Origin of the sequence: Leucobacter sp. OLIS6 (genome assembly GCF_002752355.1) — a bacterium.
In the GTDB taxonomy this organism is placed as follows: domain Bacteria; phylum Actinomycetota; class Actinomycetes; order Actinomycetales; family Microbacteriaceae; genus Leucobacter.
The window spans coordinates 280,931-305,242 of the sequence record NZ_MRAV01000011.1 but is presented as its reverse complement, the minus strand read 5'-3'; the positions used below and the strand labels follow the sequence as shown (position 1 = coordinate 305,242).

21 protein-coding genes and 1 pseudogene are annotated in these 24,312 nt (G+C 71.0%); 9 read left to right on the top strand and 13 right to left on the bottom strand.

What is annotated here, in order from left to right; all coding sequences use genetic code 11:
- Positions 1-1,134: 1,134 nt before the first annotated feature.
- Positions 1,135-1,980: an SDR family oxidoreductase gene (locus BMH31_RS07960; protein WP_099724716.1), complete on the bottom strand. Its 846-nt coding sequence runs from the start codon at positions 1,978-1,980 to the stop codon at positions 1,135-1,137.
- A 94-nt stretch (positions 1,981-2,074) separates the two neighbouring features.
- On the opposite strand from BMH31_RS07960, the pseudogene BMH31_RS07955 reads away from it, so the two are divergent.
- Positions 2,075-2,437 (top strand): annotated as a pseudogene (locus BMH31_RS07955) (helix-turn-helix domain-containing protein); the annotation flags it as partial.
- Positions 2,438-2,655: 218 nt separating this feature from the next.
- Here the strand turns inward: BMH31_RS07955 and BMH31_RS07950 are convergent.
- Genes BMH31_RS07950 through BMH31_RS07940 form a run of 3 tightly spaced genes read right to left on the bottom strand, consistent with a single transcriptional unit; the run spans position 2,656 to position 4,503 of the window.
- Entirely contained in the window at positions 2,656-3,666 is a 1,011-nt protein-coding gene (locus tag BMH31_RS07950; RefSeq protein WP_099724714.1) for an NADP-dependent oxidoreductase, read from the bottom strand.
- Between the two features lie 17 nt (positions 3,667-3,683).
- The gene (locus tag BMH31_RS07945) at positions 3,684-4,079 is read right to left on the bottom strand and encodes a DUF1304 domain-containing protein (protein WP_099724713.1); all 396 of its coding nucleotides are present in this window, start codon (positions 4,077-4,079) and stop codon (positions 3,684-3,686) included.
- 1 nt (position 4,080) lies between these two features.
- Positions 4,081-4,503, bottom strand: a complete 423-nt coding sequence (locus BMH31_RS07940) for an organic hydroperoxide resistance protein (protein ID WP_099724766.1) — start codon at positions 4,501-4,503, stop codon at positions 4,081-4,083.
- A 50-nt stretch (positions 4,504-4,553) separates the two neighbouring features.
- On the opposite strand from BMH31_RS07940, the gene BMH31_RS07935 reads away from it, so the two are divergent.
- Together BMH31_RS07935 and BMH31_RS07930 are read left to right on the top strand one after the other, a co-directional pair.
- Positions 4,554-4,994: a MarR family transcriptional regulator gene (locus BMH31_RS07935; RefSeq protein ID WP_099724712.1), complete on the top strand. Its 441-nt coding sequence runs from the start codon at positions 4,554-4,556 to the stop codon at positions 4,992-4,994.
- Positions 4,995-5,162: 168 nt separating this feature from the next.
- Positions 5,163-5,825 (top strand): hypothetical protein, encoded by a 663-nt coding sequence (locus BMH31_RS07930; RefSeq protein WP_099724711.1) that lies wholly within the window; start codon positions 5,163-5,165, stop codon positions 5,823-5,825.
- 259 nt (positions 5,826-6,084) lie between these two features.
- Here BMH31_RS07930 and BMH31_RS07925 read toward each other — a convergent pair whose 3' ends face one another.
- Positions 6,085-7,458 carry an RNA polymerase sigma factor gene (locus tag BMH31_RS07925; RefSeq protein WP_158234897.1) on the bottom strand — a complete coding sequence of 458 codons (1,374 nt, stop codon included), beginning with the start codon at positions 7,456-7,458 and terminating at the stop codon, positions 6,085-6,087.
- 220 nt (positions 7,459-7,678) lie between these two features.
- On the opposite strand from BMH31_RS07925, the gene BMH31_RS07920 reads away from it, so the two are divergent.
- The 3 genes from BMH31_RS07920 (at position 7,679) to BMH31_RS07910 (ending at position 14,758) form a co-directional block, all read left to right on the top strand.
- The gene (locus tag BMH31_RS07920) at positions 7,679-12,361 is read left to right on the top strand and encodes a hypothetical protein (protein ID WP_143469811.1); all 4,683 of its coding nucleotides are present in this window, start codon (positions 7,679-7,681) and stop codon (positions 12,359-12,361) included.
- Positions 12,362-12,462: 101 nt separating this feature from the next.
- Positions 12,463-13,290, top strand: a complete 828-nt coding sequence (locus BMH31_RS07915; protein ID WP_241898194.1) for an HNH endonuclease family protein — start codon at positions 12,463-12,465, stop codon at positions 13,288-13,290.
- 52 nt (positions 13,291-13,342) lie between these two features.
- The gene (locus BMH31_RS07910; RefSeq protein ID WP_099724707.1) at positions 13,343-14,758 is read left to right on the top strand and encodes a dipeptidase; all 1,416 of its coding nucleotides are present in this window, start codon (positions 13,343-13,345) and stop codon (positions 14,756-14,758) included.
- A 72-nt stretch (positions 14,759-14,830) separates the two neighbouring features.
- On the opposite strand, the gene BMH31_RS07905 is transcribed toward BMH31_RS07910, so the two are convergent.
- Positions 14,831-16,243: a dicarboxylate/amino acid:cation symporter gene (locus BMH31_RS07905; protein WP_099724706.1), complete on the bottom strand. Its 1,413-nt coding sequence runs from the start codon at positions 16,241-16,243 to the stop codon at positions 14,831-14,833.
- A 355-nt stretch (positions 16,244-16,598) separates the two neighbouring features.
- Here BMH31_RS07905 and BMH31_RS07900 point away from each other — a divergent pair, with 355 nt between their 5' ends.
- On the top strand, positions 16,599-17,231 hold the full coding sequence (locus BMH31_RS07900; RefSeq protein WP_099724705.1) for a lipase: 633 nt from the start codon (positions 16,599-16,601) through the stop codon (positions 17,229-17,231).
- Positions 17,232-17,322: 91 nt separating this feature from the next.
- Here the strand turns inward: BMH31_RS07900 and BMH31_RS07895 are convergent, their stop codons facing one another.
- The 3 genes from BMH31_RS07895 to BMH31_RS07885 form a co-directional block, all read right to left on the bottom strand.
- Complete coding sequence (locus tag BMH31_RS07895; RefSeq protein WP_099724704.1) at positions 17,323-18,204, bottom strand: ABC transporter permease; 882 nt, start codon at positions 18,202-18,204, stop codon at positions 17,323-17,325.
- A gap of 71 nt (positions 18,205-18,275) precedes the next feature.
- Entirely contained in the window at positions 18,276-19,208 is a 933-nt protein-coding gene (locus BMH31_RS07890) for an ABC transporter ATP-binding protein (RefSeq protein ID WP_099724703.1), read from the bottom strand.
- 179 nt (positions 19,209-19,387) lie between these two features.
- On the bottom strand, positions 19,388-20,398 hold the full coding sequence (locus BMH31_RS07885; RefSeq protein ID WP_199068407.1) for an Rv2578c family radical SAM protein: 1,011 nt from the start codon (positions 20,396-20,398) through the stop codon (positions 19,388-19,390).
- Positions 20,399-20,596: 198 nt separating this feature from the next.
- On the opposite strand from BMH31_RS07885, the gene BMH31_RS07880 reads away from it, so the two are divergent.
- Both BMH31_RS07880 and BMH31_RS07875 read left to right on the top strand, forming a co-directional pair.
- Entirely contained in the window at positions 20,597-20,962 is a 366-nt protein-coding gene (locus BMH31_RS07880) for a hypothetical protein (protein ID WP_099724701.1), read from the top strand.
- A gap of 103 nt (positions 20,963-21,065) precedes the next feature.
- Complete coding sequence (locus BMH31_RS07875; protein ID WP_099724700.1) at positions 21,066-21,305, top strand: hypothetical protein; 240 nt, start codon at positions 21,066-21,068, stop codon at positions 21,303-21,305.
- Positions 21,306-21,350: 45 nt separating this feature from the next.
- Here BMH31_RS07875 and BMH31_RS07870 read toward each other — a convergent pair whose 3' ends face one another.
- Genes BMH31_RS07870 through BMH31_RS07855 form a run of 4 tightly spaced genes read right to left on the bottom strand, consistent with a single transcriptional unit; the run spans position 21,351 to position 24,166 of the window.
- Positions 21,351-21,653 (bottom strand): chorismate mutase, encoded by a 303-nt coding sequence (locus BMH31_RS07870; protein ID WP_099724765.1) that lies wholly within the window; start codon positions 21,651-21,653, stop codon positions 21,351-21,353.
- 8 nt (positions 21,654-21,661) lie between these two features.
- Entirely contained in the window at positions 21,662-22,948 is a 1,287-nt protein-coding gene (locus BMH31_RS07865) for an adenylosuccinate synthase (protein WP_099724699.1), read from the bottom strand.
- Position 22,949: 1 nt separating this feature from the next.
- Positions 22,950-23,384, bottom strand: a complete 435-nt coding sequence (locus tag BMH31_RS07860) for a DUF3151 domain-containing protein (RefSeq protein ID WP_046454927.1) — start codon at positions 23,382-23,384, stop codon at positions 22,950-22,952.
- Between the two features lie 50 nt (positions 23,385-23,434).
- Positions 23,435-24,166, bottom strand: coding sequence for a hypothetical protein (locus tag BMH31_RS07855; protein WP_099724698.1), 732 nt, complete (start codon positions 24,164-24,166; stop codon positions 23,435-23,437).
- Positions 24,167-24,312 lie beyond the last annotated feature (146 nt).

Genomic DNA, 24,312 nt, shown 5'->3' with positions numbered 1-24,312 from the left:
GTGTTCCGTCCACGTTGACCGCAGCCCCGGCAGACGGTGTCGAAGTTGGGGTCTATCCCCGTCTCGTCGGGACCGGCGTCGCAGGAGGCACAGTCGCACTGACCGTGGCAAACGACCTCGGCGAACAAGCCACCGCTCAAATCCCGGTCGCATCCGACGGCACCTGGCAGTACACGCCAAGCGCCCTGCGCGGCACTCTTACGGTGACCGCCTCACAAACGTACCAAAGGGATGGAGCCCAATATGTTGAGGGGTCCACCACACTCGGCACGTTTCAGGTCGGAGATGGCCTCCGGATGACCATTACCGCGACCGCACCAAATGAGTCAACGATCAAGATCACCGGTTTCGGCCCTCTTTCGAAGAATCAGAGAGGAAACGCCCGGTCCTCGATACTTGGTCCGCTGGTCACCAAGCGAACGCCCGACGCTTCTAACGAAGTAATCGCGGTTGTCCCCTACTCGAGGACATCCTTAGGCAATGTCCGTTTCTGGCAAGGCGACACTTCAACAGGCCCGTATCGTGTTTGGAGGCTCGCTCCAACCCCATAGTTACTCTTCTCTGGGGTGTTGCGAGCACATGGGATAAGGATCACGCCCTTCGACAGATTTGGGGTGCCACACTCGCCTCTGCTGGTCACCGCTCTCCACACCTTGCATTGACACGCCCTCAGGCAGGTGGGCAACGCTGTCTCGACATGATGAAAGCCAAAGGCTGGTTACATGCCTAAGTGATATCCCTCCAGCGAGGATGAATGCTCACAGATCAGATATCGATCACGCTCAGGGCAGACCCGCCGTCCCCGACTGCTCGCTCCTGCGGGTCCCTCAAAACCCTGGATCTCTCTTGCACGAATGCTGACCGCACGCACGCCCGACGTGGACGCGGCGTCCTGGCACCGCGCATCACTCCGGGCAGAGGCCCGGGAGAGCTCATGGCTTTAGCCGGGAAACGCAGGTTTCGTTCCACAGCGCCCTCCCCCTTGCGAGACAAGGCTTCCGGAAATCTTGCAAGCACTCCACCACCAACGCCTGAGGCCCTCGATTCCGTTCGGAGTCGAGGGCCTCAGGCGTTTTCCTGGCATGATCACGTCTTCTTCGAGCCTCAGTGCGGCCGTTTTCAGGGGCCGAGGTGTCAGGCTCCCGCGCGGAGTCCCTCGACCAGCGGGGTGGTGGGGCGACCGATCAGGCGGGCGAGGGTGCCGTCGGTGTCGGCGAGCGCGCCGTCGCGGATGCCCGCGTCGAGGGCCGCCACGAAGCCGGCGGTGCCTTCGTCGAGGCCGAAGGAGCGCAGGGCGGAGACCTGCTCGTCGAAGCTCAGCGGCGCGTAAGTCACTTCGCGGCCGAGGACCTCCGCGAACGCGGCAGCGAGGTCGGAGTAGTTCCAGGCGACGTCGCCGGCCAGCTCATACACCTCGCCGATGTGGCCGTCTTCGAGCAGCACAACGGCGGCAGCATCCGCGAAGTCCTTGCGGCTCGCCGACGCGACGCGCCCGTCCCCGGCACCGGCCGACAGGACTCCGGTCTGGGCGGCCGTGGCGAGGTCGCCCAGGTAGTTCTCGGTGTACCAGTTGTTGCGCAGGATCACGGCGGGCAGGCCGGAGGCGACGATGGCCTCCTCGGTGGCCTTGTGCTCGGGGGCGAGCACGAGATCGCTCGTGGTGGCCTTGGGGGCGCTGGTGTACACGAACTTCGTCACTCCGGCGGCGGCCGCGGCGTCGATCACGGCGCGGTGCTGCGCGACACGCTGGCCCACCTCCGACCCCGACACGAGCATGACCGTATCGACGCCCTCGAGCGCAGCGGCGATCGAGGCGGCATCGGTGTAGTCGAGGTGCACGGCGCGGACACCGAGGTCGGCGGCCTTCGAGACGTCGCGTGCTCCGGCGATGATCTGGTCCGCCGATGCGCCGCGCGCGAGCAGGCTCTCGACGATCAGGCGACCGAGCTGGCCGGTGGCTCCGGTGACGAGGATGGTCATGAGGTGTCCTTTCGTAGGTGACACGATCAACAACCCCCGAATGCGTCCATAACATTCCGGTCTATGGGTACCCACTTTGAAGTAAGGTACGCACATGACGGTGAGTTTTGCGGAGATCAAGGCGTCGACGCCGATGGCGTTCGAACCCGGATGCTCGACCCGGGTCGTCCTCGACCACATCATGAGCAAATGGGGGGTGCTCGTGCTCGCCGCGCTCTCCGACGGGACGCGGCGCTGGGGCGAGCTGCGCCGAGAGGTCGTCGGCATCAGCGAGAAGATGCTCGCGACGACGCTGCGCACCCTGACAGACGACGGGATCGTGCATCGCGAGTCGTTCCCGACGGTGCCTCCTCACGTCGAGTACAGCCTCACACCGCTCGGACGCGATCTGATGGAGCGGATGCTGCCGCTGATCGAATGGGTCGCCGACCACTCGGACGGGATGCTGGGACGCTCCTCGGGTGCGGCCGGATCTCCGGGAGAGAATTCTGGAGGGCGCTCGGCGTCCTCACTGGTCGGATCCGGACCGACGTCTCCTGAGGCGTCAGTGGCCGGCACGGCCGCCACGATCCCGGCCGAGGCCTGATCGTCAACGCCTGAGGCCCCGCTTCCACTCGGAAGCGGGGCCTCAGGCGTTGACTCGGCCGAGCGGACCCGGCGTCGGCCGATTCGGATTCAGACTGCGACCAGCATCTTGCCGGTGTTGGCTCCGCGCATCATTGCGAGGAAGGCCTCGACCGTGTGCTCGATGCCGGTGACGACGGTCTCGTCGTAGGCGATCTGGCCGGCGGCGAACCACTCGGCCATGCGTCCGCTGAACTCCTCGCTCAGGTGGAGGTATGAACCGAGGGTGAAGCCCTGCAGGCGCAACCCTCGGGTGATGATGTTGGCCATATTGTCGGGGCCGACCGAACGATCGGTCGCGTTGTAGCTCGTGATCGCGCCGCACAGCGCGAGGCGACCGCCGTCGTTCATCGCGTCGAGCGCGGCTTCCAGATGGTCGCCTCCGACGTTATCGAAGGTGACGTCGATGCCGTCCGGCTCGATCCGCGCGAGCTGCTCCCGCACGGGTCCGTCCTTGTAGTTGAAGGCGGCGTCGTAGCCGTACTTCTCAGTCAGCAGCGCGACCTTCTCCGCGGAGCCCGCCGAACCGATGACGCGCTTGGCCCCCAACAGCTTCGCGATCTGCCCGACAGCGGTGCCCACGGCCCCGGCGGCCCCGGAGACGAACACGGTGTCCCCTTCCCGCAGGTGCGCGACGGCGGTCAGGCCGACATAGGCCGTCAGGCCCGTCATCCCGAGGATGTGCAGCCGGAGCGAGAGCGGCGCTCCCGGGATCTCCGGTACGGGGCGGAAGGTCTCGGCGTCCGCCTGCACCGCGTCCATCCAGCCGTGCTGGTGCAGCACCGCGGTACCGACGGGGAGCGCCTCGGCCGCGGATTCGACCACGCGCCCGACGGCCCCGCCCTGGATCGGAGCCCCGATCGCGTAGGGGGCGACGTAGCTCCGCGTATCGTTCATCCGGCCGCGCATATAGGGGTCGACGGAGATGAATTCGTTGCGTACGCGCACCTCTCCCGGGCGCAGCGCGGGGTGGGTGACCACGGTCGTCTGGAAGTCTTCGGGGACGGGCCAGCCCTGCGGGCGCCGCGCCAGCCGGATCTCGGTGCTGGTGAAGTCGGTCATGACGGTTCCTTTCGGGATCAGATGAAGAGGCTCAGGAGTACGGCGACCACGCCCACGGCGGGCGCCGTGCCCTGTTTCAGCGCTGCCGCGGTCTTGCTGCGGTCGGAGCAGAGCAGGACCAGACTCGCCGCGGCCATGGAACCGGCACCGGCGAGGACGAGAGCGATGCCGGCGGCGGACTGTCCGGACAGGGTGAGCACCACTCCGGACGCGACCATCAGCGCGAGGAAGAGGTTGTAGAACCCCTGGTTGAGGGCGAGCTGCTTCGTGGCCGCCGCCTCGGCCTCGGTCGTGCCGAACACGGCGCGAGCGCGGGGCGTGGTCCAGGCGTAGGACTCCAGCCAGAAGATGAAGACGTGCAGCAGTGCGGCCAGGCCGGTAAGGGTCAGGCCGATGATCATGAGGATTCCCATGTCACGCCACCGTGAGAGCGACCTCGATGTTGCCGCGAGTCGCATGGGAATACGGGCACACCTGGTGCGCCTTCGCCACCAGACGCTCGGCGACGTCCCTCGACAGAGCAGGAGCGGTGATCTCGAGGCCGACCGCGAGCCGGTATCCGCCATCCGGCGCGGACAGCAGGGAGACATCCGCGACGACTTCGGAGTCGCCCGCGTCGAGCTTCTCCTGGCCCGCGACGAGCTTGAGCGCGGAGTGGAAGCACGCGGCGTATCCCGCGGCGAACAGCTGCTCGGGGTTGGTGGCACCGCCGGGACCGCCGAGCTCCTTCGGCATTCGGACCGGGACGTCGAGCACGCCGTCCGAGGACTGGACCTGGCCGTTCCGGCCGTCCCCGTAGGCGGCAGCGGTTGCGGTGTAGAGAGCAGAATTTGTCATGAGCACGACTCTATTGTGCACAATTGAATGACGCAAGCTAGACTTGAGACATGTCCATCGACCCCCTCGACCTCGAGGCCCAGATCTGCTTCCCGCTGCATGCTGCTTCACGAGCCGTGACCCAGGCGTACGGTGAGCTCCTCTCGGAGTCGGGACTGACCTATCCGCAGTACCTGGTGATGCTGGTGCTCTGGCAGGCGGAGCAGCCGCTCACGGTGGGTGAGCTCGGGGAACGCCTCCGATCGGACAGCGGAACCCTGACGCCCGTGCTGAAGCGGCTGGAGGGTTCGGGGCGGGTGGCCCGACGGCGTTCGACCGAGGACGAGCGGAAGGTTCTGGTATCGGCCACGCCCGAGGGCCTCCGGCTGCGAGAGGAGCTGAAACCGGTTCCCCAGAAACTGGCGTCCCTGACCGGCCTCGGGCCGGACGAGCTCGAGCAGTTGAAGGGCCTCCTGGGGCGGATCATGGAGTCCATCGACCTACGAAGCTGATCTCCCGAAAGGTCGGCTTGGGAAAGCTCCCGAGCCGAGCCGGGAAAGACCGCCCTGGTGAGATCAGTGCAGCCAAGCGGGACCGGGGATTTCGAGAATCGCAAATACCCCGCCACGAACGCCTGGCCCGAGGGCCCCATGGACTCGAGGGTCCATAGGATTTGAGGCATGAGCCCGAGCGCGAGCACACGAGCGAGCTTCACTGCCGCCGCCGCAGCGATCGCGCTGATCGCGACCCTCGGGCTCGCGGGCTGCTTCGGCTGGAGCGTGTCGAAAGTCGGGCCGACCGGTCCGACCGACGGGGCCCGAGGCAACGCGTCCCTGAGCGATGCCGGCGCGAAGGAGATCGCACGCACCGGCGCCGCGACCTTCGATTGGAGCAGCGGCAGGCTCCTGCTCCGGAGCGTGGGGCTCACCGGCCCGGGGGACTTCGCGAACGCCGTCAGCGCGAGGGACCGTTCGCACCCGATCCAGGTGTCCGTGCGGACGCCGAACACGACGATCCGAGTGTCGAGCGAGCGGATCTTCCCCTACGTCGCCGAAGGCTCCGACGAGATCGGCGAACTCTGGCTGACCGCCGGCGCAGAGACCGACGAGCAGTTCCTGTCGCTGGTGCGGGACTTCGCCTCGCTCGCGGGCGCCGAGAACGAGGGACTCCATACCTGGCTCACGGCGTACGCGGATGATCCCCGGGCGACCTGCAATACCCTCGGCTACTTCACCCCGGAGGGGACGGCCACCGGGCTCCGGGTCTGGCTCGGAATGTCGTGCAAGTGGGATCCCGAGCCCCGCCGCTTCGTGAGCGTGCACATCGCGCCGCTGGATCCCTGATGCGCCCCGGAACCAGCCGGACGTACACCGGCGTCGGCTATTGGGCCGTCCAGATCGGATTCTCCGCGCTGCTCGCGACGCTCGGCCTCTTCGGCGGGATCTTCATCCTGCTCGAGAGCGGACGCCCGAACCCCACCGGTTCGGCCGGCACCGGCGAGGGGGCGATCGTGCTCCTGGTCGGCATCGTCTTCCTGGTGCTGCTCGTCTGGCTCGTCCTGGGATTCCTGTCGCAATCGCGTCAGCAGCGCGCGGGCGATGGTCAGCGCGCACGGTCGCGCGCCGAGGTCGTGAAGGTCTCGCCCGTGAGCGGCACCGAGCTGGATGCGTCCGCTGTCACGCTGCGGCCCGCAGCCTCCGCCCGCCAGCGCACCCCGATCCGCTCGTCGCCTCCGCCGGGCAGCCCGCGGATCGCGAACACCCCCTCGCGCGCATCGGCGATTGCGGGCGCGCAGCGGCGCCCCGCGCAGTTCCAGCCGTCCGACGCGCTGACGGCGTCGAAGGCCGACGGCAGGTCGAAGCTGAGCTCGTGCGTCGACCAGTCGCTCCCCGCCACGTCGAAGGTCAGCCGGATCGTGACCTCCTGGACCCCGTCCCCCGCGACCGACCCGCCCGTCACGGCCAGACCCATGCTCGCCGTCACCGCCGCACCGGCGCCGCTTCCCGCAGCATCCACCGAGTGCCCGAGCTGCGCGGGCTCCCCCTCAGCCGCCCACGGACGGAGCGCTTGCGGGAAGAACGCCGCGGCCGCGAGGAGGATCCCGATCCCGATCAGCGCGGCGCCCGAGGCGATGATCCCTCCGGAGCCCGCGCCCGCCCCGCGGCCCGAGCCGACGGTTCCGAAGGTTCCGGCGGAGCCGGGGGCGTGGGCCTGCGCGGGCGCCGAGCCCGCCGGGACGGCAATGGCACCCGCGATGCCGAGCCCGCCCGCCAGGCTCGCGAACACGAGCCAGCGCCTCCGACAGCGCTCGCAGGATCGGAAGTGCTCGGGCGCATCGCCGGTGGCGTCCGCGTCGTCCCCGACCCGTGTCGGCAGCCGCGCGATGGCGGCGTGGCAGTCCGGGGCCGCGCCCTCCTCCAATACGACCTGCAGGTACGCGCGACGCAGCGCGCGACGCGCACGGGCCCGAAGGGACTGCCGCGCATCGGCGCTCCGACCGTCGCCGTCCCGCGCGTCCGGAACCCCGGCAACCGGCTCGCCGGTCGGTACCGCGCCGTCCTGCAGCGCGCTCCGGTGCGCCGCCGAGAGCCGAACGAGCGCCAGGCGCAGCCAGGTGAGCTCCCGCTCCAGCTCGATCGCCTCGTCGGTACCGAGCGCGCTCGGGTCGTCCCGGTCGAACCCGACCCCGAATCCGAGCCCGGTGCTGCGCGACCGCGGCGAGCGCGCCTCGTTGATGACCCGGTTGCGCATCGACGCCAGGATGTAGCCGCGGGGCGACGCGATCTCCTCGCCGCCGTCCGCCCACCTGACGAGCAGCCCCTCGACGGCGTCGGCGAGCAGGTCGTCCGGATCCATCCGCCGGCCGGCGATCCGCCGCGCGGATCGGTGCAGCGCCGGAAGATGCTGCGCCAGGTACGCGCCGGCGGCGGCACGGTCGCCTCGTGACGCGCGTGCGAGCAAGACTTCTTCGTCCAACTTCCACCCCAACATGCCGTGATTTCGACGTGTTCACCGTAATTGATGAAGCTTCAACCGCCGCATCGTCGCCGCGACACGCCCGGAATGTGCAATCAGCGACGGTTTTGGGGCCGCCTGGGTGTCTCTCATAGGTGAACCCGGTGTTTTCCGGGGATCGACCACGAACACCGATCGGGCGAAACCGCCCGGCGGTGCTCGATCGCAAGGGGGAACACGTATGGGGGCGAGCAGCTTCGGTGCCGCGAGGCACAGAAGGATCCGGCGCACCGGGCCGACGGAGGCCCGACGGCCCGTCGGGCGGTCCGTCGGGCGGGCGTTTCGGGACGGGATCGCGGTGCTCGTCACGGGCGGGCTGCTGGCCTTCGCATCGCTCGCGGGAGCGGCCGATCCGGCGCAGGCGGCGCCCGGTCCCGTGCCGCCGCCGCAACCCCCCGCCGGGCACGAGCCGACGCTCAGCACCCGGCAGGGGCAGGCCTTCACCTGGCAGAATCTCACCGTCGGGCTCCCCGACCTCCGGATCCCCATGCGGGACGGCGTCGCGAGCAAGGTCGACGACATCTGGGCCGGGATCAGCGGCACCTCGGGCCGCGTCGTGCTGCTGGGCGCCGACGGCCGGCTGTACGAGAGCAACCGCATCGCCGAGGTCTCGGACCCGGCCATGCGCTTCACGAAGGTGCGCATGAGCGCACGGGTCGAGTACGGCGTCAGCGCCCGCTGGAGTGAGGAGCTGATCCTCGCGCTCGGATCCGACGGCAGCCTCTGGTACTCGGCTCGGGATCGGTACTGGGCGAACAGTCTCGGCAACACGTGGTGGTCGATGACGTTCCGTCCCGTCCCGCTCCCATCCGGAGTCTCGGTGCGCGACATCGCCCCGGGCACGGTGCTGCTCTCGGACGGCTCGCTCGCGGGCGTCGACCCCGGCGGACGACTCTCGTACGACGCCCCGCCGACCCAGCCGGCGCTCGTTCCGCTCGCGGCCCCGGCCGGCGCGACCGTCCGAAGCCTCGGCTCCAGCCTCTCCCTCTTCGGCTCGGCCCGCTCCCTCATCGATGCGAACGGCGCGGTCTGGCAGCAGACCGACACCGCCCCCTGGACCCGCACCGCACCGAGCGGGGTCCGGTTCACGGACGTCACCGGCGACTCCCAGTACCGGCTCGCGCTCACCGACGACGGCCGGGTCTACTCCTGGGGCACGCAGAACTGCGGCGAGCTCGGCAACGGATCGGCGTCGGGCACCGCCGGCGCAGCGCCCATCGCGGGGCTGAGCGGCGTCACCATCACCCGGATCTTCGGAGGAGCCAACACCCCCGCGGCTCTCGACAGCACCGGCAAGCTGTGGACCTGGGGCCGTTCGGCCGACGGGACCTGCGTCGCCGCGCCGCAGCCGCTCGCCGTCCCCGACTCGGTGAAGATCGCGAGCGTCGTGAACAGCGTCCCCACAGGGAACGGCGGAACCGCCGGCGCGCTCTGGGTCACCGAGGACGGCGACGTGTTCGCGCGCGACCGGAGCACCGGCGCACCGGATCCGTCCCGGCTCCTGCAGCCCCTGCGCTCGGCCAAGATGTTCTTCGACGGGCAGGAGCTGCCGATCCGCGACACCGCGTGGAACATCTCCGGCGTCGAACCGCAATCGGTCAGCTGGAACGGGATGAACCTCGGCAAGCCGGGCCGCAAGGACCTCACCATCACCTGGCGCGAGGCCGGCACCTACTGCTACGGGAACGGCTACGGCGGATGCGTGAGTCCGACCCCTCCCGCGCTCGCGGAGTACAGCTACCGGGTGCCCGGCGGGTTCGAGGTGTTCGGCGTGCCGGGCCTCCGCGAGCTCCCATACACCGTCGAGGGCATCTGCCTGACCGACTTCACGATCCGGGCCGAGCTCGACTACGACGGGTACCCCGCGCCCGCGTACCGCTGGGAGCAGCAGGCGCCCGGCAGCGACCAGTGGGTCCCCGCCACGGGCACGGTGTCGGGCGACGGGCTCGCCTTCACCGCGAACTTCGAAAACCGTATGACCGGCACCCGGTACCGGCTCAGCGCCACGAACAGCTCGGGCACCGTCACCACCAACGCCGCTTCGCTGACCGCGCAGCAGGCGTGCCGCCCGAACAACGGGAACGCCGCCGCGTCCGCCTCCGCATCGGCGATGGCCGACGGCAACAACAACGCGGCCGCCCAGGCCGCGGCCGTGGCCGCTGCGATGGCCGACAACTCGACCTCGGCCGACGCCGCCGCGACCGTCGATGCGTCGGCCGCCGCACGCGCCGCCGGATCCGCGACCGCCGAGGCAGCAGCCAACGCTTCGGCCACCGGCTGGTCGTCGGGCCTCGCCGCGGCGCGCGCATCCGCCGACAGCACCGCAGCGACCCGAGCCGGATCCTCCGCCGACGCCAACGGCAATGCCGCATCCGCCGCGTCCGCCGCGGCGGATGCGGATGCCAGCGCGCAGGCGTCGTCGCGCGCGTCCGCGGACTCCAACGCCTCCGCATCCGCCGCGGCTTCGGCCCGAGCCGACGGCGACAACCGGGCGGGCGCCCAGGCCGCGGCGCAGTCCGCCGCCTGGGCGGACAGCAACGCGTCCGCTTCGGCCGCCGCCCGAGCGGACGCCGAAGCGGCGGCGCAGGCCGCGGCGAGCACGGACGCGTCGAGCGACGCGTCCGCCGACGCGACGAGCACGGCGAACGCGAGCGCTCGGGCGGCCGCGACCGCCGCAGGCACGAGCGACGCCAAGAGCGATTCCCGCGCCTCGGCCTCGGTGGCCGGCGAAGGCAACTCCGCGGCCGCGGCCCGCGCTGCTGCGAGTAGCAACGGATCGAGCGAGGCCTCGGTATCGGCCGCAGCGGACGCCGACGCGACGGCCGACGCGAGCGCGGACCCGGATGCCTCCGCATCCGCAGGATCCGCCGCCCGCGCGGACGCGAACGCCGCGGCATCGGCCGCAGCTTCGGCGCAGGGCGACCTCTCCGCCGAGGCCCGGGCTCGGGCCGCCGCGCAAGCCGCGGCCTTCGCGGACGCGACGAGCATCAGCTCGGCCGCCGCGGACGCCACCGCTTCGGCAGCGGCCCGGGTGGCCGGTTCGGTGCAGGCGGACGCCTCGCAGAACGCCTCGACCACGGCGACGACCGCGCAGAACGCGGCTGCGCAGGCTTCGGCGACGGACATGGCTTCGTCGCAGGCGTCATCGGTCGCCTCCGCCGACACGAACGCGAACGCATCCGCATCGGCCGCGGCCTCGGCACGCGCGGACGGGAACGGCACGGCCGACGCCGTCGCCGCGGCCGTCGCCTCGGCGTACGCCAATGCGCAGAGCACCGCCTCGGCGGCGGCGAACGGCGACGCGACTGCCGCCGCACGGAACGCGGCACGGGCGAACGCATCGACCACGGCTTCGGCGAACGCGGACTCCGGACCCAGCGCGCAGGCGCGCGCCGCGGCGATCGCCTCGGCGAACTCCCAGGCCTCCGCCGCCGCGAACGCCTCGGCTTCGATCGCGGTGAACGCCCGCGGGAACACGTCGGCGGAAGCCGCGGCGATCGCCTCGGCGTCCTCGACGGCATCCGCCACCGCCGCGACCGATGCCACGGCGACCGCGGCAGCGGACGCCTCGTCGGAAGCGCTCAGCCGGGCGAACTCCGATACGAACGCCAACGCCTCGGCATCGGCCGCCGCCGCCGCACAGGCGGACGGCGACCATCGGATCGCCGCCCAGGCCTCGGCAGTGTCGGCGGCGTACGGAGATGCGACCTCGGTGGCCTCCGCCGCCTCGGACTCCTCGGCCAAGGCCGCAGCGCAGGGATCCGCGCTCGCGCGGGCCTCGGTCGATGCCTCTGCCTCGGCGGCCGCCCGGTCGGGAGCCGCCGCGCAGGCCGCCGCGACCGCGGCGGCGGATGCGGACGCCGGAGACACGGCGAACGCCGCCGCTTCGGCCGAGGGCTTCGCCAAGGCATCCATGTCCGCGCAGGCCGCGGCCCGGAGCGATGCCTCCAGCACCGCCTCGGGCTACGCGGGCGCCCTGGCGAACGCCTCGGCCTCCGCCGCCGCGTCCGCGAGCGCCGACGGGTCGAACCGGGCGGGCGCGCAGGCCGCCGCGCGCGCCGCCGCCTACGCGGATCAGAGCACCTCCGCGGACGCTGCGGCGAGCGCCGACGCCCGAGCGGCAGCGCGCGGGGCCGCCGACCTCGCGTCGCAGGCGAACGCCTCGTCGCAGGCGCTCGGGGCGGTCACCGCCTCCGCCGACGCGTCGACGCACGCGAACGCCTCCGCGCAGGCCGCCGCCCAGGCGTCCGCCGATGTCGGGGCGGGCGCGAACTCCGCGGGCACGGCGACCGCGAACGGCGACTCGTCGAGCGCCGCCCGCGCGGCCGCCATCGCGAACGCCTCGACCGACGCCTCCGCGGCCGCCGCGGGGACCGGCGACCAGCAGGGATCCGCATCGGTGGGCGGCACTCAGGCGGCGGCGAGCGCCGCGGCGGATCCGACCTCCGGGCCCGGAGCGGGTGCGGGTGCCGGAGCCGGCGCGAGTGCGGATGCCGGAACGAAGGCCGGAGCCTCCGCGAACTCGGCGGCCGGAGCGGGTGCCGCGGCGAAGGCCGGCACTGCCGGAACGGCGGAAGCGAAGGCGAAGTCAGCCGCGTCCGCGACGGCGAACACCACGGCCACGACGGGGGCCGAGGGAGATCACGATCCGCAAGCCGGCGCGGCGAGCGGCGGTACCGGCGCGGATCCGCACGAGGGAGGCGCCTCGACTCGCGGCGCCACCAGCGACCTCTCGGTCACCGGGGTCTCCTCCGCCCCGCAGATCGGATGGCTCGCCGCGGTCATGATCCTGCTCGGCACGGGACTCACCGTGTGGGGTGCTCGTCTTCGAGCGCAACAGCGACACGCAGTGTCGGAGCGCTGATCCGCTGCGGCTCCGGGCGTGCCGGACCCGAGGGACGGGTTCGGCGCGCCCGGAGCCGCAGCGAGGAGTCCCCCGCACCGATCCTTGGAAGAATGGAGCCGGTGAGCGCGAAGAACGACCTGGCCCGAGCCCGACGCCGGCTGAAGTCCGCCGCGTGGCTGCTGGGTGCGATCCTCGTCGCCGCCATCGCCGTCGGGGCGAAGCTGCTGCCCGAGGCGTTCGATCCCGTACCGACCGCCGCACCGACCGCATCTCCGTCGCCGGAGGTGTCCGCGTCGCCGAGCGCGGATCCGAGCCGCACCCCCGATCAGGGCTCGTTCCCGACGCCCGTGCCGTCCGGGGGTCCCGCACCGGCCACCGGCCCCGCCTCGGCCGCGCTCGAAACGCTCGAGGTCAAGGGCCGCGCCCCGAAGACCGGCTACGAGCGCACCGTCGTGTTCGGCAAGGCGTGGCTCGACGTCGACCGCAACGGCTGCGACACCCGCAACGACATCCTCGCCCGCGACCTGACGGACACCGCACGCCTGAAGAACTGCAAGGTCGCCTCGGGCGTCCTGCGGGATCCCTACTCGGGCGACACGATCGCCTTCGAGCGCGGCCCGCAGACCTCGCCGCTCGTGCAGATCGACCACGTCGTCGCGCTGTCGGACGCCTGGCAGAAGGGCGCGCAGCAGCTGACGCAGGCGCAGCGCGAGGCCCTCGCGAACGATCCCCTCAACCTGCTCGCCGTCTCGGGTGCGCAGAACTCCAGCAAGGAGGCCTCCGATGCCGCGAGCTGGCTCCCGCCGCGGTCGGAGGCGCGCTGCGCCTACGTGGCGCGGCAGATCGCGGTGAAGGCGAAGTACGCGCTCTGGGTGACGGACGCCGAGCGGAACGCGATGCGCGTCGTGCTCGACCGGTGCCCCGCGGAACCGCTGCCGGCCGGCTGACTGCGCAGCCGGGCGCTCGCCCGAGCGGGCCCGGGCGCGACAGAATAGAGGCATGACCGACGAAGCAGTCCAGACCCCGTTCACCCCGCCCGCCGATCGCGTCGAGATCGGCGCGCGCATCGACGCGCTCATGCCGCAGGCGCTCACCGACCTCACCGAGCTCGTGGCGATCCCGTCGATCGCCGACGAGCGCGTCGTCGATCCGGCCGAGTGCGTTCGGGCAGCCGAGTGGGTGCGCGAGGCGTTCCTCGCCGAGGGGATCCCGGCCGAGCTGACGGAGACCCCCGACGGCACCTACGCCGTGATCGGCCACCGCCCCGCGCCCGCCGGGGCGCCGACCGTGCTGCTCTACTGCCACTACGACGTGCAGCCGATCCTCGACGAGCACGAGTGGCTGAGCCCGCCCTTCGAGCTCACCGAGCGCGACGGCCGTCTCTACGGTCGCGGTTCCGCCGACTGCAAGGGCAACCTCATCGCGCACCTCGCGGCCCTGCGCGCCCTGCGCGCCGATACCGCCGCGACGGACCCGGCCGCCTACCCCGTCGGCTTCGTGCTCGTCGCCGAGGGTTCCGAGGAGCAGGGCCGCGCGAGCCTCGACCGCTACGCCGAGGCGAACCCCGAGCTGTTCCGCAAGGCGGACGTCATCCTGATCCAGGACGCGGGCAACTTCGCGAACGGCGTGCCGACCCTGACCACGAGCCTGCGCGGCGCCGTCGACGTCGTCGTCGAGGTCTCCGCGCTCGAGGCCTCGCTGCACTCCGGCGAGTTCGGCGGCGCGGCACCCGACGCCCTCGCCGCACTCATCCGCATGCTCGCGACCCTGCGCGACGAGCGGGGCGACCTCAGCGTGCCCGGGATCCCGACCGACCAGGTCTGGCCCGGCGTCGAGTACGGCGAGGACGCGTTCCGCGGCGACGCGGGCATGCTCGAGGGCACCGAGCGGATCGGATCGGGCGCGGTCGCGGACCAGCTCTGGGCGCGACCGACGCTGACGGTGCTCGGGATCGACGCGCCTCCCGTGGTGGGCGCGGTCGCCGCGATCCAGCCCCGCGCCGCCGCGAAGCTGAACCTGCGCGTGCCGCCGGGCGCCGACCCCGCCGCGCTGCGCGACGCGCTCATCGCGCACCTGCACGCGATCGCGCCGTGGGGCGTGCACGTCGAGACGAGCGCGGGCGAGCTCGGCCACCCGTTCAGCGCCGACACGACGGGCGAGAGCTTCACCCTGCTCAGCGATGCGCTCACCGACGCCTACGACGGCGTCGCGACCGTCACGAGCGGCGGCGGCGGATCGATCCCCCTCACGAACGTGCTCGCAGGCATCAACCCCGAGGCCGAGATCGTGCTCCTCGGCGTTCCGGATCCGGAGAGCCGGATCCACTCCACCAACGAGAGCGTCGACCCGAACGAGATCCGACGCATCGCGCTCGGCGAGGCGCTGTTCCTGCAGCGGCTCGGCGCGCGGGCGTAGCCCCGAACGCCGAAGGGCCGGTGCCGGGAATCGAATCCCGGCACCGGCCCTTCGTCATCCTGCGGCCCTCGATCAGGCCTTCGCGGGCTCCGCATCCAGTTCCGCGCCGCGATCCGCGTCCGCATCGTCGTTGTCGAACGCGCGGCCGTTCCGCGGCGCGTTGTAAAGGTCGAGGTCGAGGATCCCCTCGCGCTTCGCCACGATCGCGGGCACGAGCGCCTGGCCGGCGACGTTCACCGCGGTGCGGCCCATGTCGAGGATCGGGTCGACCGCGAGCAGCAGGCCGACGCCCTCGAGCGGCAGGCCGAGCGTCGAGAGGGTGAGCGTCAGCATGACCGTGGCGCCGGTGGTGCCCGCGGTCGCCGCCGAGCCGACCACCGAGACGAGCACGATCAGCAGGTACTGCGTGAACGAGAGCTCGAGGCCGAAGAACTGCGCGATGAAGATCGAGGCGACGGCCGGGTAGATCGCGGCGCAGCCGTCCATCTTGGTGGTCGCGCCGAGCGGCACCGCGAACGAGGCGTAGCCGCGGGGCACGCCCAGGTTGCGCTCGGTCACGCGCTCGGTCAGCGGCAGGGTGCCGATCGAGGAGCGGCTCACGAACGCGAGCTGCACCGCGGGCCAGACGCCCGAGTAGTACTGCTTGATCGAGAGGCCGTGGGTCTTCACGAGGATCGGGTAGACGACGAACAGCACGAGCGCGAGACCGATGTAGATGGTCACGACGAACCAGGTGAGCGACCCCATGGTGCTCCAGCCGTACTCGGCGACCGCGTTGCCGATGAGGCCGAGCGTGCCGATCGGAGCGAGGCGGATGATCCACCACAGCACCTTCTGGATGATCGCGAGCGCCGACTCGACGACGCGGATGAACGGCTCCGCCTTCTCGCCGATCTTGAGCGCGGCGATGCCGATCGCGGCCGAGACGATGATGACCTGCAGCACGTTGAAATTGGGGGCGAGGTCGAGCGCGCCGGTCGCCGGGTCGGCGATGGCGCCGCGGACCTCGAGGCCGAGGAAGTTGCCCGGGACGAGCCCCGCGAGGAAGTTCCACCAGGTGCCGACCGTGTAAGGATCACCGGTCTTCAGCTCGCCGTGCGCGGCCGCGGATCCGGGCTGGATGACGATGCCGAGGACGATGCCGATGGTCACTGCGATGAGCGCCGTGATCGCGAACCACAGCAGGGTCTGTCCCGCGAGGCGCGCCGCGTTGGTGACCCGGCGCAGACCGACGATGCTCGACACGATCGCCGTGAAGATGAGCGGCACGACCGCGGCCTTCAGCAGCGAGACGTACTTCGACCCGATGGTGTCGAGCGTGACCTGCAGGCCGTTGGGGTTGCCGGCCCCGTCCTTACCGAGCGATAGGGCGATCGCGCCGAGCACGACGCCGAGCACGAGCGCGGCGAGGATCTGCCAGCCGAAGGAGGTCGCCCAGCGGGGCAGCCTCCGCTTCGCGGTCGGAGCCTGAGCGGTGGTCGACATGGGTCGTCCTTCCTGCGCGGTGCGCGGGGTTCGAGGTCGTGGCGGATCGACGGCGCTCGGCCGGACCCGGATCCGGAGGAGGGGTCCGTGCGGACCCACAGCGGTCCAGCATAGCCTCACATCACGTCCGCTTATGCCACCCATGTCGCAATGTTTCATAACGGGCCGTGACCAAACCGCTCCCCAGTGGGCCGCGAAGCGCTCGCGAGGCGACCCACCGCACCCGATTCACCCGCATGAATCCGCCGATTTTGCGGCAAGACTTGCTTTGTAACGGTACGGTAACGCATACTGGAACTTGTGCCGCTCGATCAGAGCGTGAAACTTCAACCGAGGATCCAAGGAGAAACGCAGCGTGCAGACTCCCGCCAAGGCGTTCATCGTGACGCTCGTCGCGTCCGTGACGTTCGCCCTCGGCGCAGCGCCCGCAAGCGCAGCCCCCGCACCGGTCGACTTCGCCGCAGCTGCGGCAGAAGTGGTCCAGCCGCCCGCGCAGACGCTCCGCACGCAGCAGGAGGACGTCAGCGCGAACACGCTCGATTCCATGCTGAAGATGAGCGATGTCGCCAACGCCCCGCACGGCTTCGATGTCGAGAAGACGATCGCGGCCGCCGAGAGCGAGGTCGGCACCAGCCGCCCCACCGGGTGGAGCGCCCCCGGCGAGTGCATCATGTCGGCCCAGCGTTGGATCCTCGCGGGCGGCGGCAAGTGGGTCGGCAGCGGCGATCCCGTCGCGAACTACGCCGGCGCGACCCGCCTCGCGCTGTCCGAGGCCCAGCCCGGCGACATCATCCAGTACGAGAACATCGCCTCCCCCACCTCCTGGGTCACCGGCGTCCACACCGTGCTCGTCACCGGCGTCGACAAGGACGGCACCCTCACCATCATCCAGTCGAACAGCCCCGGCGGTTCGGGTCTCGTGACCAAGAAGGAGAACTGGACTCCCGAGCCCCCCGCCGGCTTCCAGGCCGTCGTCTGGCGCTTCTAAGACTTCCCGTTCCGCGGACGACGAAGGCCCGTGATGCTCACGCATCACGGGCCTTCGTCCGTTCCGGCGCCCCACCGGGCGCCGGCTGCGACTACTTCGCGTCGCGGGTGCGGAACAGGATCCCGGCGGGGATCACCGCGACGAGCGCCCAGGCGAGCATGATGAGCATCGCGCCCCAGTAGTCGGGCCCCGTCGCGCCAGGCACGGCCGCCTCGGCGATGCCGGCCGACATGGTGTTGCCCAGCGCGGCCGGGATGTAGTGCGAGACGGTGCTGACCCACTCCCAGCCGGTCATCGTGGCGATCTGGAGGCCGAGGGGCAGCACGAAGGTGACTCCCGCGATCACCGCGATGCCACCGGCGGTGCTGCGGAACAGGGTCGCGACGCCGAAGGCGAGCAGCGCGATGAGCGTCAGATACACGATCGCGCCGATACCGCCCGAGACGACCACCTTCGAGAAGATCACCGAGCCGACCTCGGAGTTGAACAGCAGCGCGATGAGCAGGCCGCCGATCACCAGGATCGCCGCGGTGAAGACGGCGACGACGGCGAGCACGATCGCCTTCGCCAGGAACACCGGGGTGCGCTTCGGCACCGCGGTGAGCGTCGAGAGGATCATGCCGCTCGAGTACTCGCTCGAGATCGCGAAGACGCCCAGCACGCCGAACACCAGCGCGATGAACGGTGCCGCGATGGTGGCCGAGGAGAGCGCGTAGGTCTCGGTCGGGATCGTGGGGGCGCCCTCCATGCCGGCCGTGGACGTGAGGCCCCAGGAGATGAGGAAGCTGAGTCCGAGACCGGCGACGACGGTGGCGATGAGGGTCCAGCGGATGCTGCGCAGCGAGGAGAGCTTGATGCCCTCCGAGCGCAGCACGCCGCCGAAGCGGAGACGGGGGCGCACGGCGTTCCGTTGCGCGTCGGATCGACGGGCGGGCGCCTGCGGGGCGCTTCCGGCGGGAGCGGTGGTGGTCATGGTGTGAATCCTGTTCGTCTGGTGCGTCGCGGGTGAGCGCGAGGCGAAAAGTCGGTGTCTGACGGCTCGGCTCAGGCGGCCGGCGGGAACGCGTGCGCGGCGTCGGTGCGGTACTCGACGTCGTCGCGGGTGAGCGCCAGGTAGGCGTCCTCCAGGCTGGACCGCACCGGCGTGAGCTCGTGCAGCTCGACCCCCGATTCGAAGGCCGCACGACCGACCACGGCCGCGGGCACGCCCTCGACGGTCAACGAGCCGTCGGCACCGTGCTCGACCCGGACCTCGGGGACTCGCAGCAGCAGCTCGGCCAGGCGGGCAGCCTCGGGGGCGCGCACCGAGACCCGGTCGGTCTGGGCACTCGCGATGAGCCGATCGATCGGCGCGTCGGCGACGATGCGGCCGCGCCCCAGCACGATCACGTGGTCGGCGGTCTGCGCCATCTCACCCATCAGGTGGCTCGACAGCAGGACGGTGCGCCCCTCGGAGGCCAGGTAGCGCACCAGCTGGCGCACCCAGAGCACGCCGTCGGGATCGAGACCGTTGACGGGTTCGTCGAGGATCAGCACCTTCGGATCGCCGAGCAGCGCCGCGGCGATCCCGAGCCGCTGACCCATGCCGAGCGAGAAGCCGCCGACGCGCTTCGCTCCGACCGCGGAGAGACCGGTCATCTCGAGCACCTCGTCGACGCGGTGCTCAGGGATCCCGTGCGTCGCGGCGAGCGCCCGCAGGTGGCTGCGGGCGGAGCGGCCCGGGTGCACGCCCTTGGCGTCGAGCAGCGCACCGGCGACCGCGAGCGGGGCATCGTGCTCGGCGTAGGGCTTGCCCATGATGGTGACGGTGCCGCTGGTGGGCCGGTCGAGTCCGACCATCATGCGCATCGAGGTCGACTTGCCCGCACCGTTCGGCCCGAGGAAGCCGGTGACCTGCCCCGGCTGGATGCTGAAGCTGATGCCGTCGACGGCGGTCTTGGCTCCGTAGCGTTTCGTGAGTCCGGTGGCCTCGATCATGGGGGCTCCTTCTCGTGGTCCCGCGCGAAGGCGAGGGGTCGGTTCCGAGCGGTGGGTCCGCTCCGGGATGATTCCACGGTAGGCGCGGCACCCCATCGAGCACGTCCCCCTGAGGTACCACTTCCCTCCCGGAGGCTCCGACCCCGGGAGGAGATCGTCCGCTCGGAGGAGGGGCGTCGTCAGAACAGCGTCGGCTGCGGCTGCAGCTGCGGGATCGCGGGCTCCGGAGTCTCGCGGATCGCCGGCCGACCGGGCGCCCGCTCGAGGCCGTGCCTGCGGATCAGCGGGCGGACCCTGGCGGCCAGCGCGCGGCGGTACTCCTGGGGCGCGCGGCTCGCGCCCTCGGGGTACAGGCCGCGGTACCGCGCGACCAGGTCGGGGTGCTCGCGCCGCAGCCAGGCGAAGAACCAGGGCTTCACTCCGGCGCGCAGGTGCAGGGGCCCGTACATGACCGACCGCGCTCCGGCTTCGCGGATCTCGCGCAGCAGCGCATCGAGCTGCTGCGGGCTGTCGCTGAGGTGCGGCAGCACCGGCATGACGAAGACGTCGATGGGCAGGCCCGCCTCACGCGCCCGCGCGACGGTTTCGAGCCGCGCCCGGGTGCTCGGGGTGCCCGGCTCGACCGACTGCTGCAGGTCGTGGTCGCCGATCGCGATCGACATGGCGAGGTCGACCGGGGCGCGCTCGGCGGCATCAGCCAGTTGCGGCAGGTCACGACGCAGCAGGGTGCCCTTGGTGAGGATCGAGATCGGGGTGCGGCTGCGCGAGAGCGCCTCGATGATGCCCGGCATGAGCCGGTACCGTCCCTCGGCCCGCTGGTAGGGATCGGTGTTGGTGCCGAGCGCGACGGTCTCGCGCGCCCACTTCGGCCGCGCGAGCTCGCGCGCCAGCACCTCGGCGACGTTGACCTTCACCACGATCTGCTGGTCGAAGTCGGCCCCAGCGTCGAAGTCGAGGTAGCGGTGCGTGCCGCGGGCGAAGCAATACACGCACGCATGGCTGCAGCCGCGGTAGGGATTGATGGTCCACGCGAACGGCATCGAGGACTGCCCCGGCACCCGGTTGAGGGCGCTCTTCGCCAGCACCTCGTGGAACACTGCGCCCTGGAACTCCGGTGCCCGCACCGTGCGCAGGTACCCCGGCAGCGCCGCCAGCGTCGACCGTTCGAGGCCCGGCAGGGCCGGATCCATCGCCCTCGCCGGAGCCCCGCCGGCCTCGGGCACGGGCGATCCCGCGTCGTCGACCGCCTCAGCGGCGCCGCGATCCCGCAGTTGACCGTCCCATCGCATGCAAATCATTCGAACATACGTTCGAATGATTTGCAACCCACTCGCCGGCCGGAAAGCAGTATCCTGACTCGGTACTTGGAACGCGACGATGGGAGACCCGTGGACGGATGGCAGCAGGGCGGCTGGGGCTGGTTCGCCCTGGCGCTCGTCAACGCCGGCCTGGCCGAGCAGAAGAACCGATCGCGCCTGAACTGGTTCCTGCTCTCGCTGCTCCTCGGGCCGTTCGCGACCGCCTACATCGTGATGACCGCGAAGCCGGAGGCCTCGACGGCCGCGGGCCCGACCGTTATCGAGCCGCACATGGGCCTCTGGGTCATGGCCGTGCTGCTGCTCGGCGGCGGCGTGATCTCCGGCATGTTCGCCCTCGCCACGCCGTGGCTCTGGTTCGTCGCCGTCGGTTGCGTCGCGCTGGCCGCGACCGCCGGGATCCTGGCCTGGAAAGTGGCGGTGCGGAGCGCCGCCTGATCGACGCCCCGCCCCGAGACAGTCGGGGCATGCGCGGGTTAGGCTGTGCGCAGAGGCAGAAAGCGGGCCCACAGGGGTTCGCGCCCGGCGCAGGAGGTGGCCCGTGGACCAGACGCACATCACCGACGACGAGCTGCGCACCGCGCTCGAGAACTACCGCTGGGCGCTCGGCGACGCCCAGCGCGAGGCCGGGGACGACGCCGAACGCGACGAGATCATCGCGGCCGCCCGCGGCATGCTCCGCGACGACGACCCCGAACAGCACGATCTCATCGTGGCCCTCGCCGAGAGCGACAGCGGCGATCCGGTCTGGAACCTCGAAGAGGAACTGCTCGACGACTAGCGGAGCAGCGCGGTCGAGCCGCGGTCCTCGCGGCTCGACCAGCGGCTACGCGTCCCGCTGCTCGGCAATGCGCACGTGGTGGTGGATCACCTCTGCGACGACGAAGTTGAACCACTTCTCGGCGAACTCCGGGTCGAGGTTCGCGCCCTCGGCCAGCTCGCGCAGGCGGGCGATCTGCCGCGCCTCACGACCGGGGTCGGAGGCGGGCATCTCGTGCTCGGCCTTCAGCTGCCCGACCGCCTGGGTGCATTTGAAGCGCTCCGCGAGCATGTGGATCAGCGCGGCGTCGATGTTGTCGATGCTCGACCGCAGCCGGTCGAGCTGCTCCTGGGCGGACGGCTCGGACACGACGGCCTTCACCCCACCAGGTCGTGCAGCACGACGACCTGCTCGCGCTCGGGGCCGACGCCGACCGCCGAGATGCGTGAACCGCTCATCGCCTCGAGCGCACGGATGTAATCCTGCGCGTTCTTCGGCAGGTCCTCGAAGCGGCGGGCGCCCGAGATGTCCTCGTTCCAGCCGGGGAACTCCTCGTAGATCGGCTTCGCGTGGTGGAAGTCGCTCTGGTTGACCGGCATCTCGTCGTGGCGCACGCCGTTCACGTCGTACGCGACGCAGACGGGGATCGTGTCGAGCCCCGAGAGCACGTCGAGCTTGGTGAGCACGAAGTCGGTGACGCCGTTGATGCGCGCCGCGTAGCGGGCGATCGGCGCGTCGTACCAGCCGCAGCGGCGCGGACGCCCCGTGGTGGTGCCGAACTCGAAGCCCTGCTTGCGCAGGTAGTCGCCCGATTCGTCGAACAGCTCGGTCGGGAACGGGCCGGCGCCGACGCGGGTCGTGTAGGCCTTGACCACCGAGATGACGCGGTCGATCTGGTGCGGGGGCAGGCCCGATCCGGTGCTCGCGCCGCCCGCGGTCGCGTTCGACGAGGTGACGAACGGGTAGGTGCCGTGGTCGATGTCGAGCATGGTCGCCTGGCCGGCTTCGAACAGCACGGTCTTGCCCGCCTGCATCGCCTCGTGCAGCAGCAGACCGGTGTCGCACACCATCGGCGCGATCATCTCGCGGTAGCTCAGCAGGTCGTCGACGACCTCGTCGACGCCGATCGCGCGGCGGTTGTAGATCTTCACGAGCACCTGGTTCTTGAACTCGAGCGCCGCCTCCACCTTCTGGCGCAGGATCCCCTCGTCGAAGAGGTCCTGAATCCGGATCCCGACGCGGTTGATCTTGTCGGCGTACGCCGGCCCGATGCCGCGGCCGGTGGTGCCGATCTGGCGCTTGCCGAGGAACCGCTCGGTGACTTTGTCGAGCGTGCGGTGGTAGGCCGTGATGACGTGCGCGTTCGCGCTGAGCTTGAGCCGCGACACGTCGACCCCGCGGCCGCCCAGCGCCTCGAGCTCGCCCTGCAGCACCTCGAGGTCGACGACGACGCCGTTCGAGATCACCGGGGTGACGCCGGGGGTGAGGATGCCCGAGGGGAGCAGGTGCAGCGCGTACTTCTCGTCGCCGACGACCACGGTGTGCCCCGCGTTGTTGCCGCCGTTGAACTTGACGACGTAGTCGACCCGGCTGCCGAGCAGGTCGGTCGCGCGACCCTTGCCCTCGTCGCCCCACTGGGCGCCGGTGATGAGTACAGCGGGCATCTCAGCCCCTTCCCTCGAGCGTTCCGCTCGCTTCGATCTGGGCGATCGCGGTCGCGTCGGCCCCGTTCAGAAATTCGGTGAGGCGCTCGACCTCGCCCGTCTCGCCGATCGCGCCGGCCGCGCGGCGCAGCGCGAAGAGCGCGCGCAGCACGCCGCGGTTCGGCTCGTGCGTCCACGGCACCGGACCAGCGCCGCGCCACCCGGCCCGGCGCAGCGCATCGAGCCCCCGGTGGTAGCCGACGCGGGCGAACGCGTAGGACTCGATCTCGCGGCCGTCGGCGTACGCGCCGTCGGCGAGCAGCGCCCAGGCGAGCGGCGAATCCGGGTTCGCGCGAACCACGCTCTCGATCGGTTCGCCGCGGTCGAGAGCGTCAGAGACATGCGGTTCGGCCGGGAGCCGCGTGGGCTCGGGACCGAGAAGGTTCTCGCCGATCACCCGCCCAGTGTACCGGGCGGGTGACCGCGATTCGTGGAACCGGGCCCGTCTCAGAGCTGGAACGAGGTGATGATCCGCTTCAGCGCGGCGTACTCGGGGGTCTGCATGAACGCCTTCGCCTCGTCCATGGTCGCGAAGGTCCGCGGACGGAGATCCTCGTGCGTGCCGACCTGCATCCCGTCGGAGAGCACGTACAAGCGCTCCGCGGTTCGCAGCAGATTGACGTCGAAGCAGGTCTTCGCCGGCGGAGTGTTGACCAGCGCGACGGTCGCGGCGACGGCACCGTCCCCGGTGCTCCAGGCCCGGTAGACGAACTGCGGCACGGTCAATGCGACCGCGGGCTCGGTGGCGGGAGCGTACCCGGTGAGGGACACGTCCTGGCGATCGAGCTCCTCCACCTGCATGGGGACGCTGTCGGCGGAACAGGCTCCGCCGAGCCCGGTGACGCCGTTCAGGAAGATGAGCTGCCGCTTCCCCGCCGCGTCGAGCACGTTGAGCTGGAAGATCCCCTGGTCCGCATACGGTGTCTCCTGCTCCTCGAGCTTCCAGCCCGGGGGCAGCTCGAACGACGCAGTGAATCGCTGATCCGAGAATCGCGTCCAGGCTGCCGGGGTCTCGGTGGGCGTGGCGCTCGGCTTCGGGGTGCTGCTCGGCGAGGAGCTCGGACTCGGAGAGGGCTCCGGCGCCGGCTCAGCAGCGCAACCGGCCAGGGCCGACGCGAGAATCGTTGCGGTGATCAGGAGGATCCCACCGGATCGGCGGGCGGAGGAGAAGAGGCTCATAGCCTGAAGATTAGTGATCCCGAGGTCTCCGAATTATCACAATTCGTATCTCCGTAATAACGATTTCGACACCGTGATCGAGCAGCGCCGAACAGCCGGAATCGGGAACGAAGAACGGCCCGGTGCCGCGGAGCAGTGGCCCGCGG